Origin of the sequence: Devosia sp. CN2-171, from assembly GCF_049354815.1 — a bacterium.
In the GTDB taxonomy this organism is placed as follows: domain Bacteria; phylum Pseudomonadota; class Alphaproteobacteria; order Rhizobiales; family Devosiaceae; genus Devosia_A.
Genome location: NZ_CP186479.1, coordinates 3,067,420 through 3,082,124, shown reverse-complemented (window position 1 = coordinate 3,082,124; position 14,705 = coordinate 3,067,420). Strand labels below are relative to the sequence as shown.

Here is a 14,705-nt window from a genome sequence, read left to right as displayed (position 1 = left end):
AGCTGGCAGTGAAAGTCTCCCGCGAACAGGCCGAGAAGAACCGCGCCCATGTGGTCGAGGTCGCCGGCACTGAGTTTCGTGCCCACGGTTTCGACGGCATCGGCGTCGCCGACCTGATGAAGTCCGCCGGTCTGACGCATGGCGGCTTCTACAACAATTTTCAGAGCAAGGACGCGCTCGCCGTCGAAGCGGTGACGCGTGTCTTTGCCGAAACCACTGCCCGGATGCGCGAGCGGGCCCTGGCCTCCGACAATCCGTTGCGGGCCGCGGTCGAGCTCTATCTCTCTCCCGCCCACCGGGATTCCCCGGCGCTGGGCTGTGCCATCGCCGCCCTGTCGCAGGATGCCGCGCGGGGCAGCCCGGCGCTGCGCCAGGCCTTCGAGGCCGGCGTCGAAGCCTATCTCGAGCTGATCGCCGAACTCGCCCGCGTATCGCGCCGCGGGGCGATGGCGATCTACTCCACCATGGTCGGCGCCCTGACGCTCTCCCGCACCGTCGCCGACCGGGCGCTGTCCGACGAAATCCTCACCGCCGCCGTGAACTCGCTGCTCGAAAAAGAGTCGGCCTGACCCCTTGCTCTCTTATATTATGATCATCATCTATCCTGCGAACGCCATTGCAGGAGATCGATCATGGCCGCACATCTTGGAACTGCCCTCATCACCGGAGCCACGTCAGGCATTGGCGAAGTCTATGCCGACCGCCTCGCGAAGCGCGGCTATGACCTCGTGCTCGTCGGCCGCAACGCCGACAAGCTTCAGGCGCTGACCGCAAGCCTCGCGAGCACGCATGGCGTTGCCGTCGAGCGCATCGTCGCCGATCTCGGCGAAACCGCCGGCCTTGCCCGCGTCGAGCGACGCCTCGAGACCGACGCCTCGATCACCCTGCTCGTCAATTCCGCCGGCCTCGTCAGCGGCGGTCCGCTCAGCGCCGGCAATCTCGATGACCTGACCAGCATGCTGACGGTCAACGTCATCGCCCTCACCCGCCTCGCCTCAGTTGCCGCCAAAGCCTTTGCCGCCCGGCAACAGGGTAAGATCGTCAACCTCGCCTCCGCCATGGCCTTCATCGACACGCCCGCGGCGGCCGCCTACGCCGCCTCCAAGGCCTATGTACTGAACCTCTCCCTGTCGCTCGATCTCGACGTCAAGCCGCAGGGCGTAGAGGTGCAGGCTGTACTCCCCGGCTACACGCGCACCCCGATGATATCAGGCGGCGCCGGCCTCCCCGACGAAGCCGTGATGGATGTCGACGCTCTCGTCGACGCGGCCCTCGCCGGGCTCGATGCCGGCGAACTCGTCACCATTCCCTCGCTCGAATCCCCGGCGCTCTACGAGAACTGGTACAACGAGCGCCTCGCCCTCCAGCCGCACCTGTCGCTGTCAAAGCCGGCAGCCCGCTACGCCGCAGCCTGAAGCTCGCCTCATCCTCCCCCGCGGGGCGGGGGAGGATGACCAGCGAAGCTGGTGGAGGGGGCAGCCGTCTCTCTCTTCATCACACTTATCCCCCCACCATCCGCCCCATCGTAAACTGCGCTGGTCCAGTCACGGGCGGCGGTCGCGACGAACGAACGGTGAGTGGACATCGGGAGCCATGGCAGTCGTGCCATGGCGGGTTTGTGGGACCGACAACCGACCACCCATCCGGGCTCCGATGCAGTAATGCAGACGAGAGGCGCGATGGGGGCACGCTCCTTGGATTCCACCGATCCTACTCATCCCGATCTGGATCGGCGCGGCGACGGCCGTTTCATTTGCGGACTAACCGCGTGGCCCAAAACCGCGCCGGTCCCCGCCCACCCAAGACTCCGGCGCCGAAGGGCGGCCGGACAACTCGGCGCGCCAATATGACAACGCCATTGCACCACCTGCGGCGATTTGGCACAAGAATCGCACGCGAACTCCGGGGGGCGAGGAGGAGCGGCGTCAAGCTGCTGCAACTATGGAGCGCCCCTCGGTGTCGTCACACCGAGGGATTATTCTATGGACCTGTTGCTATGGGCGATCGTGATCTGCGGTCTGCTCTCAATCGTTTACGGCGTCGTCACGACGCAGGGCCTGCTCAAGGCCGATGCGGGCTCGGCTCGCATGCAGGAGATTTCCGCCGCAGTGCGTGAAGGCGCCTCCGCCTATCTCCGCCGCCAGTACACCACTATCGCCATCGTCGGCGTGGTCATCCTGATCCTCGCCTTCTTCCTCTTGGGCATCTACGCCGCCATTGGCTTTGCCATCGGTGCCATCCTATCCGGCGCCGCCGGCTTCATCGGCATGAACGTCTCGGTGCGCGCCAACGTGCGTGTCGCGCAGGCAGCAACCAAATCGCTCGCCGGCGGCCTCGACCTCGCCTTCAAGTCCGGCGCCGTCACGGGCCTCCTCGTCGCTGGTCTCGGCCTATTGGGCGTCACCCTCTACTTCATCATCCTCACGAATATGCTCGGCTTCGCGCCGACCAGCCGTACCGTGATCGATTCGCTCGTTGCCCTCGGCTTCGGTGCCTCGCTGATCTCGATCTTCGCCCGTCTCGGCGGCGGCATCTTTACCAAGGGTGCGGACGTCGGCGGCGACATGGTGGGCAAGGTGGAAGCCGGCATCCCCGAGGATGATCCGCGCAACCCCGCGACCATCGCCGACAACGTCGGCGACAATGTCGGCGATTGCGCCGGCATGGCCGCCGACCTGTTCGAGACCTATGTGGTGACCGCCGTCGCCACCATGGTGCTGGCGGCGATCGTCCTCCCCGATGCCTTCAAGCTGGCGGGCATGATCCTGCCTCTCGCCATCGGCGGCGCCTGCGTCCTGACCTCGATCATCGGCACCTATTTCGTCAAGCTCGGTGGCGACAACAACATCATGAACGCCCTCTACAAGGGCCTCATCGCCACCGGCATCCTGTCTCTGATCGCGCTGCTCCCGGTCCTCGCCTGGACTTTTGGCGGGCTCGACGTGCAGCTCGGCATCGAGGGCGGCAAGCAGTTCACGCCGTGGAACCTGTTCTGGTGCGGCGTCGCCGGCCTCGTCATCACCGGCCTCATCATCGTCATCACCGAATACTACACCGGCACCAACAAGCGCCCGGTCAACTCGATCGCCGAAGCCTCGGTGACCGGCCACGGCACCAACGTCATCCAGGGCCTCGCGGTCTCGCTGGAATCGACCGCCCTGCCGGCGCTCGTCATCATCGTCGGCATCATCGTTACCTATAACCTTGCCGGCCTCTTCGGCATCGCCTTCGCCGTCACCACCATGCTCGCTCTCGCCGGCATGATCGTCGCGCTCGATGCCTTCGGTCCGGTCACCGACAATGCCGGTGGCATTGCCGAAATGGCCGGCCTCGACAAGGAAGTGCGTCACAACACCGACGCGCTCGACGCCGTCGGCAACACCACCAAGGCCGTCACCAAAGGCTACGCCATCGGTTCGGCCGGCCTCGGCGCCCTGGTGCTGTTCGCCGCCTATACGCAGGATCTGCAATACTTCTCCGCCAACGCCACGGAAGGCTCGTTCTTCTATGGCCTCGGGCCGCTGAGCTTCTCGCTCGCCGACCCCTATGTCGTCGTCGGCCTGCTCTTCGGTGGCCTCTTGCCCTTCCTCTTCGGCGGCATGTCGATGACGGCCGTCGGCCGCGCCGCCCAATCGGTGGTGGTGGAAGTCCGCCGCCAGTTCAAGGCCGATCCGGGCATCATGGCGGGGACCAGCAAGCCCGACTACGCCAGGGCCGTGGACATGCTGACCAAGGCCGCGATCAAGGAAATGATCGTCCCCTCGCTGCTGCCGGTCCTCTCGCCGATCGTCGTCTTCGTCGCGATCTACTGGATCGCCGGCACCGCCGCCGCCTTCTCGGCTCTCGGCGCCATGCTGATGGGCGTCATCGTCACCGGCCTCTTCGTCGCCATCTCCATGACCGCCGGCGGCGGCGCCTGGGATAACGCCAAGAAGAGCTTTGAAGACGGCTTCACCGACAGCCACGGCGTCAAGCACTACAAGGGTTCGGACGCCCACAAGGCCTCGGTCACCGGCGACACCGTCGGCGACCCCTACAAGGACACCGCCGGCCCGGCCGTGAACCCGATGATCAAAATCACCAACATCGTGGCGCTGCTGCTGCTGGCGGTGCTGGCCCATCTGACGGGCGGGGCATAATCCCCGCCGTCACCGGCCGTGATACGGTGCGAATAGAAAGGGGCCCGGGAGCGATCCCGGGCCAATTCGTGCGAGGCACACGTGGCAACTCTCAAAGAGTACTTTCTAAACGACGCGCGGTCGAACACGACATTGCATGAGGAGTGGCCCATCGGCGACGTCAATGGTCGGCAGTTTGGTAATGTCATCGCGCGCTTGCACTTTGACTTCGAGGCCAACGCGCTGTTCGTATCGTTCTACATCCCTGCGATGGATGAAGTAGCGTGTCCTGAAGCCATCGTCCTTCGAGAAGTCTCGAAGGTGTTGGCGCTCAGGGATAAAACCGCTGTGAGCATGGGTTTTTCTTCGGATAAGCACCCAAGCTCGGACCTAGTTTTTACGGGACAAATCTACCTGTACTCAGAGCGCCCAGTCAGTGCCGAGGATCGCGAACGCCTCCATCGTGAGTCGACTACTGCGGGCCACCGTTTGTCATTTCGGAGCGTTGAGTACGTGGAGAGTCGATCCGTGGCCGAGCGACCAAAAGCGTTCATCTCGCACGATAGTCGCGACAAGTCGGAAATGGCTCAACCGCTCGCTCGTCAGCTCAGCAGCATGCTGGTTCCTGTTTGGTACGACGAGTTCTCGCTGACGGTGGGCGATAGCCTGCGTGAGAGCATCGAACGCGGACTTAAGGAATGTCATCGGTGCATTCTCGTTATCACGCCCAATTTCCTCGGTAATGGCGGATGGTCGAAGCGGGAGTACGACTCCATTTTTACGAGGGAGCTTGTCGAACAGAAGAAGCTCGTTCTGCCCATTTGGCGCGACGTTACGCCTCGCGACGTCTACGAGTACTCGCCAATCTTGGCTGACAGGGTGGCTGCGAACTGGTCCGAGGGGATCGACGCAGTAACACGGAAAATCTATCAGGCGATTCAGTCCTCAGAATAAGTCCGACTAGGGAAATCCACATATGCCCACCACCCCATGGCTCAGCCGCCCCTATCACCGCCAGTGGCTCCGCGATCAGGCTGAATCCCTCTTCGCCTTCTACGGCAACCGCTCGTTCAACCCGGCCGGCGGCTTCTTCGAGCTCACTGCCATCGGCGGGCCGATCAGGCCGCAAAACCCGGTGCGCGGTATCCATTCCACCGCGCGCATGGTGCATTGCTTTGCCATCGCCAGCCTCCTCGGCCGGCCGGGCTCGGACCCGATCGTCGACCACGGCATGCACTACCTCTGGAACAACCATCGTGACGCCGAGCGCGGCGGCTATTTCTGGGCCGTCGATGACGATGGCGCCGCGGACAAGGGCCGGAAGCAGGGCTATGGCCACGCCTTCGTGCTGCTCGCCGCCTCGAGCGCCAAACTCGTCGGCCACCCGCTCGCCGACAAGGTCATCGCCGACGTCACCGAAGTGATCGAGACCCGTTTCTGGAACAAGCAGCATGGCGCCATCGACGAGGAGTTCAACGCCGACTGGTCGGTGATCAGCCCCTATCACGGCCAGAACTCCAACATGCATTTGACCGAGGCGCTGATGGCCGCCTTCGAGGCCACGGGCGAGCGCGAATATCTCACCAAGGCCGAGCAGATCGCCGACCTGATCATCCGCCGCAGCGCCGGCGCCAACGGTTTCCGCGTCGCCGAGCACTTCGATGCCAACTGGAACGTCGACCACAACTACAATGGCGACCCGATGTTCCGCCCGGCCGGCACCACCCCCGGCCACGCCCTCGAATGGTCCCGCCTCGTGCTCCAGCTCTGGGCGCTGGGCGGCAAGAAACACGCCTGGATGCCCGACGCCGCCGAAGCGCTGTTCCGCGAAGCGGTCACGCTCGGCTGGGACCAGCAGCGCGGCGGCCTCTACTACACGCTCGACTGGAACAACGTCCCCGACCAGCGCCACAAGCTCTGGTGGCCGATGGCCGAGGGGATCGGCGCGGCGGCGTTCCTTGGGGCGCACCGCCCGAGCGAGTTCCACGAAACCTGGTACCGCAACATCTGGGACGTGATCGCGCGTTATCATCTCGACCACGTCAACGGCGCCTGGCACGAGCAGCTGACCGAAACCATGCTGCCGGCTTACTCGCTCTTCGCCGGCAAAGGCGACATCTACCACGCCCTCCAAGCCTGCCTGATCCCGCTCTATCCGGCCGAAGGCAGCGTGACCAAGGGGATCATCGAGTCGCTGAAGGGCTGAGGCCGGCGCTTTCCGCCCAGCGCTAGCCCAGCATTCCCTCCAACCGCCGCATCACCGTCTCGCGCTCCGCCAACAACCCCTTGTACTCCGCCTGCTCCACCGGCATCGCCGCGAGTTGCGCCCGTATCGCCGCCGCGATCTCCCGCCCCTCCGGCTGCCGCGCCAGCGAATCGATCGGCTCGAGATAGATCCGGATCGTGAACAGCACGTCGCCGGTATCGAGCTTGGTGATCGTCTGCCGCTCGAGCCGCACCACCGCCTTCTCGCCCTCCGCCCCAAAGCGCGGCACCGCGTGGCTCGGCTCGGGATGAAACAGCACGCGGTCTCCGAACAGCGACCAGTTCCACCGCAACATCGCCGCGCCGGTCTGCAGGTTGTCGAACATCCGGTTGATCAACTCGGCCGGCCGCGTCCCCGCCCCGAACCCGGGCACCGGCGCATGCACCTCGTGCATCGGCCGGCCGAACTTATCGCTGAGCCGCCAGGCCGAGGGAAAGCACAGCGCCGCTGCCACAAGCCGCCAGCCATCGGCACTCCGCCGCATCAGCACAAAATCCTCCTGCACCAGCCGCGCCGCCGTCTCCAAGGCAGGCCGGTCGCCATCCAGCGCAACAACCTCGCCCGTCGGCACGATACGGACGGCGTTATCCTCCCGGACATGGCTGGCACTATGCTGCGCCAGATGTGCCACCAGCCGCTGCAGGACCTCTTGTTGAGCCACGCCCGTACCGTATTCCGCGGCGAACACCTCGGCCCGACGCTTGGCGAACAGCCGCCCCTTCTCGGCGAGATAGGCGGCGAGCTCATCATCCACATCGATCCATTGCGACGGATCGAGCGGTTTCAAGCCGATGGCGAAAGCCTGCGCCAGCGGGCCGGGAAGCGGTGGGAGCGACATGCCAGAACGCTAGCCGATCCAACAGCGCACACAAGCAGCCTTGCCCGAACCTCCCGTCTGCGGCAGGCTTCCCGCCGCAATTGAGGAGCGATCATGCGTGTCACCGTCATCGGCGGCTCGGGCCGCACCGGCAAGCTCGTGGTCGAGAGGCTGATCGCCGCCGGGCACACCGTGGTGGCCACGATCCGCAGCGTTAAGCACATGGCGGAGCTGGTGAAGCTCGGGGCCGCTGTGGAGCTGGTCGATCTCGACACGTCGGAGTTCGATGTCATCGTCAATGCGATGAAGGGCTCCGATGCCGTGGTCTTCGCCGCCGGCTCGGCTGCCGGCGAGAATAGCGAGCTCGACCGCAAAGGCACGCTCCGCACGGTGCGCGCCGCCGAAAAGGCCGGCGCAAAGCGCTACCTCTCCATCTCGTCGATCGGCGCCTCCACCGGGCTCTCCACCCGTTCGATGAATGCCGAGATGAAGGACTACTACAAGCAGAAGCGCGCCGCCGGAAAGCACATCACCGGCTCGAGCCTCGACTGGACCATCCTCGAGCCGGGCGAGCTCACCGATGGCGGCGGCACCGGCAAGGTGCTGCTGAGCCAGGCCGCGATCGACGAAGAATCCGTACCGCGCGAGGATGTGGCCGCCGTTACCGTGGCCCTGCTCGAAGAACCGAAAGCCATTGGCAAGGTCTTCCAGCTCACCCGCGGCAAGGTGGCCATCGCAGCCGCGCTGAAATCGGCGCTCGCCTGATGCCCGAGATCGGTCCGCTGCTCGGCTCCGGCAAGGTGGCCGAGGCTTTTGAGTATGGCGAGCATGTCCTGAAACTCTACCGCGACCCCGGGGCGCGCTCGACCGCCTTCGCCGAGGCGGCGATCCTCGCCATCGTCGCCGATCACGGCCTGCCGACGCCGGCGGTGCATGAGGCCGGACGCTATGGCGAGCGCTGGGGCCTCGTCATGTCCCGCGCCTCAGGCCGGCCGCTGGCGACGCTGGCATTGGAGCGGCCCGCGATCGCGCCCGCGGCGCTCGATGCCATGGTCGCGCTGCATCTCCGGGTCCATGCCGAAATGGAATCGCGGCTCCGCCCGCTGAAATTGCGGCTCGCCGATCGCCTCAAGGCTGCCCCCGGCCTCGACGACGCCCTGCGCAGCCGCCTGCTCGACCGGCTCGCCGCCCTCCCCGATGGCAACCGCCTCTGCCACGGCGATTTTCACCCGTTCAACCTGATCGGCACGCCCGAGAGTGCCGTGGTCGTCGATTGGCCCGACGCCACTTCCGGCCCGCCCGCCGCCGACGCCTGCCGCAGCTATCTGTTGATGCTGCAGGGCGCGCCGCAATTCGCCGATCCCTATCTTGATCGCTACGCCGCCGCATCGGGGGTTCACCGCAGCGACGTCCTCGCCTGGCTCCCCATTCTCGCCGCGGCGCGGCTGTGCGAGAATGTGCCGGAGGAAAAACCGCGCCTTTTGGAACTGGCCCGGGCGTAGCCGCCGCACGACTCATCTTGACTCCCGGCCCATTTGTTCCTGTTATGTTCTCATCACAGGTGCGAAATGGCCGACGCCACCATCCTCCACGCCGATCTCGATGCCTTCTATGCCTCCGTCGAGCAATTGCTGAACCCGGAACTGCGCGGCAAGCCGATCGCGGTCGGCGGCGGCGTGGTCCTGGCCGCCTCCTACGAAGCCAAAGCCTTTGGCGTACACGGCGGCATGTCGGGCTGGGCCGCAAAGGAACTCTGCCCCGACCTGATCTTCACCGGCGGCCATTTCGAGGAGTACCAGCGCCTCGGCGACGCAGCCATCGCCATCCTCGGCGACTACACCCCGCTGATCGAGCGCATCTCGATCGACGAGGCCTTTGCCGACGTGGCGGGCTGCGAGCACCTGTTCGGCTCGCCCGAAACCATCGCCCGCACTGTGCGCAAGCGAGTGCGCGACGAGATCGGGTTGCCTATCTCGGTCGGCATCGCGCGCACCAAACATCTCGCCAAGGTCGCCTCGCAGGTGGCAAAGCCCGATGGCCTGGTGGTCGTCGATCCCGCGACCGAACTCGATTTCCTCCACCCGCTCCCGGTCTCGCTGATGTGGGGCGTCGGACCGGTGACGGAGGGTAAGCTCGAGGACGAGGGTATCCTCACCATTGGTCAGCTGGCGGAAAAGCGCGTCGACTGGGTGCAGCGCATCCTCGGCAATGCCGCAGGCGAAAAGCTGAGCGCCCTCAGCTGGAACCGCGATCCGCGCCTGATCGTCACCCACCAGCGCGCCCGCTCGGCCGGCGCGCAATCGGCGCTTGGGCGAAAGCCCTTCACCGCGGCGATCTGGCGCCCGACCCTCAACCATCTCGCCGATCGCATCGCTTCGCGGCTCAGGGCCAAATCCTGGTTCGGCTACACCATCACCGTCCGCGTCCGCTTTCGCGACATGAGTGCCGTCACTCGCTCGATGAGCATCGAATCGCCGGTCGCCGCCACCGCCAGCCTCGCCGAGATCGCCGAGGACCTGGTGCGCGTCGTCCGTGCCGACCACCCCGACCAGCAGACCATCACGCTCCTCGCCATCTCCGTCGCCCACCTGATCCGCGACCCGCTCATCCAGCTCGAGTTGCCACTCGGCCTCGAGGATGAGGCGCGCCGGACCGGAAGCCGCCAGGGCCGCGCCCGGCTCGTCGCCGATGGCGCCATGGACAAGGTCCGCACCCGCTTCGGCCGCGAAGCCATCGCCTATGGCGAAGTCGCGCTCGACCGGCAGGAGCGCGTCCCCGACGCCTTCCGCGGCCTCGCCGAGAAGCCGCTCTAGCCGTATTTCCGCCGTTTACGACTGCCAGCCCTTTTCTGGGGAGTGAGGGAGGTGCATTTGCGCTGGATTGTCGGGTTTTTCGCCGTGCTGGCCGCACTGATCTGCGCTGCTTTGGCCTACGCTCCCTACCTCCCCCAGCTTATCGCCGAAGGCGTGCCGCCTCTCGTCGGGCCTGGCGTCGGCCACTTTGCGAGCCTCGCTGGCGCCGCAGCGCCGCGCGACCTTTCACCCAGCCTCGATGCGGCCGAGCGGCCCCTCGATCCGACGCTGGCCACCGCCTTCTCTGGCGCGCACGGCAAGGCACTGCTGGTGTCTCGCCGCGGTTCCCTAAAGCTTGAGCATTACGCTGACGGACTGAACTCCGACACTCGCTTCAACTCCTTCTCCATGGCCAAGAGTCTCGTCGGCGCCCTTATCTACAAGGCGCTGGCGGACGGCAAGATCACCAGCCTCGACCAGACGCTGGGCGAGCTGCTGCCGAACGACGAGGGCCTGAAATCCGTGACGCTGCGCGCCCTGCTCGAAATGAGAAGCGGCATCGCTTTCGACGGCGAGGGCGGCAAGTTCGGCAGCACGCAGGCCGGCAAGGACGACACGGCCCCGAACCCTTTCGGCCCCCTGGCACGGCTCCACTTCCTCGGCCTCGGTGCCATCGAGCGCGGACTCACGGTGACACCATCCGAGAGCCCTCCGTTCAGCTACCAGAACGTCAACACAGCCCTGCTCGGTGCAGTGCTGGAGCGGCGTTACGCCCGCCCGCTCGCCGAATTGCTCGACGAGAAGATCTGGCAGCCTGCCGGCGCCTCCACAGCGCTATGGCGCAAGCCGGCTGCCCGGACCCCTGTCTCGGCTTATTGCTGCATCTATGCGACGGCGCGCGACTGGATCCGCGTCGGCGTCTTCCTCAATGAGAACGGCGGCGCGCTACCCTTCCTGCCCACGCCGCTATGGCGTGAATTCCTCGGCCTCGACGCCAGTCTCGACGAGCGTCACAAGAGTCACTACGGCGCACATATTCGACAGGACATCCTCGATCGACCCGGCCAGGAACTGCAGGGGCCTTTCACCTACTTGATGGGCCAGGGCGGCCAAGTGCTTTACTTGATGCCCGAAGAGGGGCTGGTCGTCTATCGCGCCGGCGAGGAATGGCAGCTACTTCACTCGACGCTCTACGGCGCCTGGAACAGCCTTAGGCCGCCATACTAATGGAACCACTTAAGCGTTGACAGCGTCAACCTCGTACACTTAAGTGTACGCCTAAGCATTTTTCCTCGGGATCGATGTCGATTCCACACCTCCCGCTTCGTCATCATGTCGAACGGAGCGTCCAAACCATGCTGACACGATCTGACACGGCACCGATGCACATAGCTCATGCAAACCCGTTACTGGTCCCGGTTCCGCATCCATGCAATACAGCCACCCCCCAATTGAAAATCTCGTCCGGAAAGCAGGCCGCCCATGACTAGCGAAGCCCTGAACGACATCTCTTACGTACCCACCACTGCTCCGATCGAGCCCTCGACCGCCGCCCGCAACCGGCTGGTCATCGCCCTGTTGCTGGTCTCGACCTTCGTCGTCTTCCTCAACGAGACGATCATGAGCGTCGCCATCCAGCCGCTGATGAACGACCTGGGGGTCACCGCCTCGGCCGCGCAGTGGCTGACCACGGCCTTCCTCCTCACCATGGCAGTGGTGATTCCGATCACCGGCTTCCTGCTGCAGCGCATCAACACCCGGCCGATCTACATGCTCGCCATGGCGATCTTCTCGGCCGGCACGCTGATCTGCGCCGTCTCGCCCGGCCTTGAACTGTTGGTGTTCGGCCGCGTCATCCAGGCCACCGGCACCGCGATAATGATGCCGCTGCTGATGACCACGGTGATGACGCTGGTGCCGCCCGAGGCGCGCGGCAAGACCATGGGCAATATCTCGATCGTCATGTCGGTGGCGCCCGCCATCGGCCCGACCATCGGCGGTTTCATCCTCACCAATCTCGACTGGCGTTGGATGTTCATCCTCATCCTGCCGATCGCCCTTGGCGCCCTCGCCCTGGGTGCGGTGAAGATGAAGAATGTCTCCGAACCGCGCTCGACCCCGCTCGACTTCTTCTCAGTAATTCTCTCGGCGCTGGCCTTCGGCGGCATCGTCTATGGTCTCTCGAGCTTCGGCGAAGCGGCATCGGCCGTCGGCGAAGGCGGGGTGTCGCCGTGGATTCCGCTCGGCGTCGGCCTCGTCACCATGGTGCTGTTCGTCCTCCGCCAGCTCAGCTTGCAAAAGCATGAAAAGGCGCTGCTCGACCTCAGGACCTTCGCCCACACCAACTACACCCTGTCGGTGGTGATGATGGCCATCGCCATGATGGCGCTGTTCGGGGTCATCATCCTCCTGCCGCTGTTCCTGCAGAACGTCATCAAGCTCGATCCGCTGCAGATCGGCATGATGCTGCTGCCGGGCAGCCTGATCATGGGCCTGCTCGGCCCGATCGTCGGCCGGCTTTATGACAAGTGGGGCACGACGCGCCTCCTGGTGCCTGGTGCCGCCATCGTCAGCGCCGTATTGTGGTCGCTGACGCTGGTCGACCAGTCGACCTCGATCTGGCTGATTCTCGCCGGCCACGTGGCGCTCTGCATCGGCCTCGCGCTGATGTTCACGCCGCTCTTCACCGCCTCGCTGAGCTCGCTCCCCATGTCGCTCTATTCGCATGGCAGCGCCATCCTCGGCTCGGTGCAGCAGGTGGCGGGCGCGGCCGGCGTGGCGCTGTTCATCGCGCTGATGACCATCCAGAGCACTGCGCTAATCGCTGGCGGCGCCGACCAGATCACGGCGCTTGCCGCCGGTATCCGCACCGGCTTCCTCTGCGGTGCGGTCATTTCGCTCTTCGCAGTCGTCGCCGCCTTCTTCGTCAAGAAGCCGCCGGCGAACCCGGAAATGGCCGGCATGGGCGGCCACTAGGAGCGACCGTTCCACGTGAATCATCGGGCGCCGGAGACCACCTCCGGCGCCCTTTTTTGCATCCCGCTGTCGAAATCGGCCGTCCTCGGGCGACATTGTGTCGAGCCGATCGATGGAGGACAGGATGAACGCTCCGAGCCCACGCGCCACGCTGCTGACCGACGGCATCCTGTTGGGGGAATGTCCGCGTTGGCATGACGGAAAACTGTGGTTCGCCGATTGGGTCGGGCAAAAGCTCCTGACCCTCGACGAAGCCGGCAATCGTCACGTCGAGAGCGCGGTGGCCTCCCTGCCCTTCTCGTTCGACTGGCTGCCCGACGGGCGCATGCTGCTCGTCCATGCCGCCGACCGGGACCTGCAGCTGCGCCGCCCGGACGGCAGCTTCACCCGCTTCGCCGACCTGTCGCACCTCTCCGCCCACGGCTGCAACGAGATCACCGTCCATCCGGCCGGCCACATCTACGTCAACAATATCGACTTCGACTTCCCCGGCGGCGACTTCCGCCCCGGCTTCATCGCCCTCGTCAGCGCCGATGGCCGCGCGCAAAAGGTCGCGGACGGCCTCGCCTTCCCCAACGGCATGGCGATCCTCCCGGATGGCAAGACTCTCGTCTGCGCCGAATCGTTCAACGGCAACCTCACCGCTTTCGACATCGCCGCCTATGGCAGCCTCGGCAACCGCCGGCTTTGGGCCAATGTCGGCGAATACGGCAATGACGGCATCTGCGCCGATGCCGAGGGCTGCATCTGGACCTCGGCCGCCAATGTGGTCATGCGCGTTCGCGAGGGCGGCGAGGTGCTCGACCGGATCGAACTCGACCGCATGTGCTTTGCCGTGATGCTGGGCGGCAGCGATGGCAAGACGCTCTACATGATCGCCAACGAATGGGCCGGCAGCGTCGATGTCACCGACCCGACCGGCCGGGTCTTCTCCGCCCGGGTCGCCATACCACACGCCGGCTATCCCTGAGCCCTAAAAAGCGAAAGGCGCTCGACCCTTTCGGGGAGCGCCTTTCTTTGAGGTGGGGACCGGGCTGCCGGGAGGGAACAGCGCCCAATCAACCTACCGTTGACCGATATATGCGATCAACCCGGTCGAGTTTCAAGGGGGCGCCCTGCAGCCTTGTTGGTCGTCGATTTTACTTCGCAGTTTTGGCCCGCTCGATCGACTCGAGGATCACCTGGCGCGCGTCGGCGACGTTGCCGATCTTGTCGATCTTGGCCCACTTGCCGGGTTCGAGATCCTTGTAGTGGGTGAAGAAGTGCTTCACCCGCTCGAGCTGGATCGGCTGCATGTCGGTGATGTCGTTGATGCCGTCATACATCTTGGTGAGCTTCGATACAGGCACGGCGAGGATCTTCTCGTCGGTGCCGCCATCGTCTTCCATGAACAGCACGCCGAACGGACGGCAGCGGACGACCGCACCGGGAACCAGCGGACGCGAATTCATCACGATCACATCGAGCGGGTCGCCGTCGCCGCAGAGGGTGTGCGGGACGAAGCCGTAATTCCCAGGGTAGCGCATCGGCGTGTAGAGGAACCGGTCGACGAACAGCGCGCCAGAAGCCTTGTCGATCTCGTATTTGATCGGCTCGCCACCCAGCGGCACTTCGATGATGACGTTGAGGTCGTCAGGGGGATTCTTGCCGATCGGGATCGCGTCGATATTCATGGTAATGCCTTGAGGGAGACGGTTGGGGCCTTTTGGCCTATCCGGGGCCATGATTGCAAGGCA

At 65.1% G+C, this 14,705-nt stretch carries 13 protein-coding genes; 11 read left to right on the top strand and 2 right to left on the bottom strand.

Going from position 1 to position 14,705, the window contains the following annotated elements:
- Positions 1-8: 8 nt before the first annotated feature.
- The 5 genes from ACOYW5_RS15265 to ACOYW5_RS15245 all read left to right on the top strand — a co-directional run bounded on the left by ACOYW5_RS15265 (position 9) and on the right by ACOYW5_RS15245 (position 6,324).
- Positions 9-569, top strand: a complete 561-nt coding sequence (locus tag ACOYW5_RS15265) for a TetR/AcrR family transcriptional regulator (protein WP_423065744.1) — start codon at positions 9-11, stop codon at positions 567-569.
- Positions 570-632: 63 nt separating this feature from the next.
- Positions 633-1,415: an SDR family NAD(P)-dependent oxidoreductase gene (locus ACOYW5_RS15260; protein WP_423065743.1), complete on the top strand. Its 783-nt coding sequence runs from the start codon at positions 633-635 to the stop codon at positions 1,413-1,415.
- 567 nt (positions 1,416-1,982) lie between these two features.
- Entirely contained in the window at positions 1,983-4,139 is a 2,157-nt protein-coding gene (locus tag ACOYW5_RS15255; RefSeq protein ID WP_423065742.1) for a sodium-translocating pyrophosphatase, read from the top strand.
- Positions 4,140-4,220: 81 nt separating this feature from the next.
- The gene (locus ACOYW5_RS15250; RefSeq protein ID WP_423065741.1) at positions 4,221-5,072 is read left to right on the top strand and encodes a toll/interleukin-1 receptor domain-containing protein; all 852 of its coding nucleotides are present in this window, start codon (positions 4,221-4,223) and stop codon (positions 5,070-5,072) included.
- Between the two features lie 22 nt (positions 5,073-5,094).
- Complete coding sequence (locus tag ACOYW5_RS15245; RefSeq protein WP_423065740.1) at positions 5,095-6,324, top strand: AGE family epimerase/isomerase; 1,230 nt, start codon at positions 5,095-5,097, stop codon at positions 6,322-6,324.
- Between the two features lie 22 nt (positions 6,325-6,346).
- On the opposite strand, the gene ACOYW5_RS15240 is transcribed toward ACOYW5_RS15245, so the two are convergent.
- Positions 6,347-7,222, bottom strand: coding sequence for a heme-dependent oxidative N-demethylase family protein (locus tag ACOYW5_RS15240; protein ID WP_423065739.1), 876 nt, complete (start codon positions 7,220-7,222; stop codon positions 6,347-6,349).
- Between the two features lie 93 nt (positions 7,223-7,315).
- Between ACOYW5_RS15240 and ACOYW5_RS15235 the strand changes: the two genes are divergently transcribed.
- The 6 genes from ACOYW5_RS15235 (at position 7,316) to ACOYW5_RS15210 (ending at position 13,939) form a co-directional block, all read left to right on the top strand.
- Complete coding sequence (locus tag ACOYW5_RS15235; RefSeq protein ID WP_423065738.1) at positions 7,316-7,966, top strand: NAD(P)-dependent oxidoreductase; 651 nt, start codon at positions 7,316-7,318, stop codon at positions 7,964-7,966.
- Positions 7,966-8,703, top strand: a complete 738-nt coding sequence (locus ACOYW5_RS15230; RefSeq protein WP_423065737.1) for a phosphotransferase family protein — start codon at positions 7,966-7,968, stop codon at positions 8,701-8,703. Before ACOYW5_RS15235 ends, ACOYW5_RS15230 begins: the two co-directional genes overlap by 1 nt.
- Before the next feature lie 66 nt (positions 8,704-8,769).
- Positions 8,770-10,014: a DNA polymerase IV gene (gene dinB / locus ACOYW5_RS15225; protein WP_423065736.1), complete on the top strand. Its 1,245-nt coding sequence runs from the start codon at positions 8,770-8,772 to the stop codon at positions 10,012-10,014.
- A gap of 51 nt (positions 10,015-10,065) precedes the next feature.
- A complete protein-coding gene (locus tag ACOYW5_RS15220) occupies positions 10,066-11,220 on the top strand; it encodes a serine hydrolase domain-containing protein (protein WP_423065735.1) in 1,155 nt (384 codons plus the stop codon).
- Between the two features lie 255 nt (positions 11,221-11,475).
- Positions 11,476-12,969, top strand: coding sequence for an MDR family MFS transporter (locus tag ACOYW5_RS15215; RefSeq protein WP_423065734.1), 1,494 nt, complete (start codon positions 11,476-11,478; stop codon positions 12,967-12,969).
- A gap of 124 nt (positions 12,970-13,093) precedes the next feature.
- Complete coding sequence (locus tag ACOYW5_RS15210) at positions 13,094-13,939, top strand: SMP-30/gluconolactonase/LRE family protein (protein ID WP_423065733.1); 846 nt, start codon at positions 13,094-13,096, stop codon at positions 13,937-13,939.
- A 169-nt stretch (positions 13,940-14,108) separates the two neighbouring features.
- Here the strand turns inward: ACOYW5_RS15210 and ppa are convergent, their stop codons facing one another.
- Positions 14,109-14,642: an inorganic diphosphatase gene (gene ppa, locus ACOYW5_RS15205; RefSeq protein WP_423065732.1), complete on the bottom strand. Its 534-nt coding sequence runs from the start codon at positions 14,640-14,642 to the stop codon at positions 14,109-14,111.
- Positions 14,643-14,705: the final 63 nt, after the last annotated feature.

Coding starts and splice junctions, on each gene's coding strand:
- ACOYW5_RS15255 (WP_423065742.1), top strand. CDS start 1,983: ATGGACCTGTTGCTATGGGCGATCGTGATCTGCGGTCTGCTCTCAATC.
- ACOYW5_RS15240 (WP_423065739.1), bottom strand. CDS start 7,222: ATGTCGCTCCCACCGCTTCCCGGCCCGCTGGCGCAGGCTTTCGCCATC.
- ACOYW5_RS15215 (WP_423065734.1), top strand. CDS start 11,476: ATGACTAGCGAAGCCCTGAACGACATCTCTTACGTACCCACCACTGCT.
- dinB (WP_423065736.1), top strand. CDS start 8,770: ATGGCCGACGCCACCATCCTCCACGCCGATCTCGATGCCTTCTATGCC.
- ACOYW5_RS15245 (WP_423065740.1), top strand. CDS start 5,095: ATGCCCACCACCCCATGGCTCAGCCGCCCCTATCACCGCCAGTGGCTC.
- ACOYW5_RS15230 (WP_423065737.1), top strand. CDS start 7,966: ATGCCCGAGATCGGTCCGCTGCTCGGCTCCGGCAAGGTGGCCGAGGCT.
- ACOYW5_RS15235 (WP_423065738.1), top strand. CDS start 7,316: ATGCGTGTCACCGTCATCGGCGGCTCGGGCCGCACCGGCAAGCTCGTG.
- ppa (WP_423065732.1), bottom strand. CDS start 14,642: ATGAATATCGACGCGATCCCGATCGGCAAGAATCCCCCTGACGACCTC.
- ACOYW5_RS15260 (WP_423065743.1), top strand. CDS start 633: ATGGCCGCACATCTTGGAACTGCCCTCATCACCGGAGCCACGTCAGGC.
- ACOYW5_RS15210 (WP_423065733.1), top strand. CDS start 13,094: ATGAACGCTCCGAGCCCACGCGCCACGCTGCTGACCGACGGCATCCTG.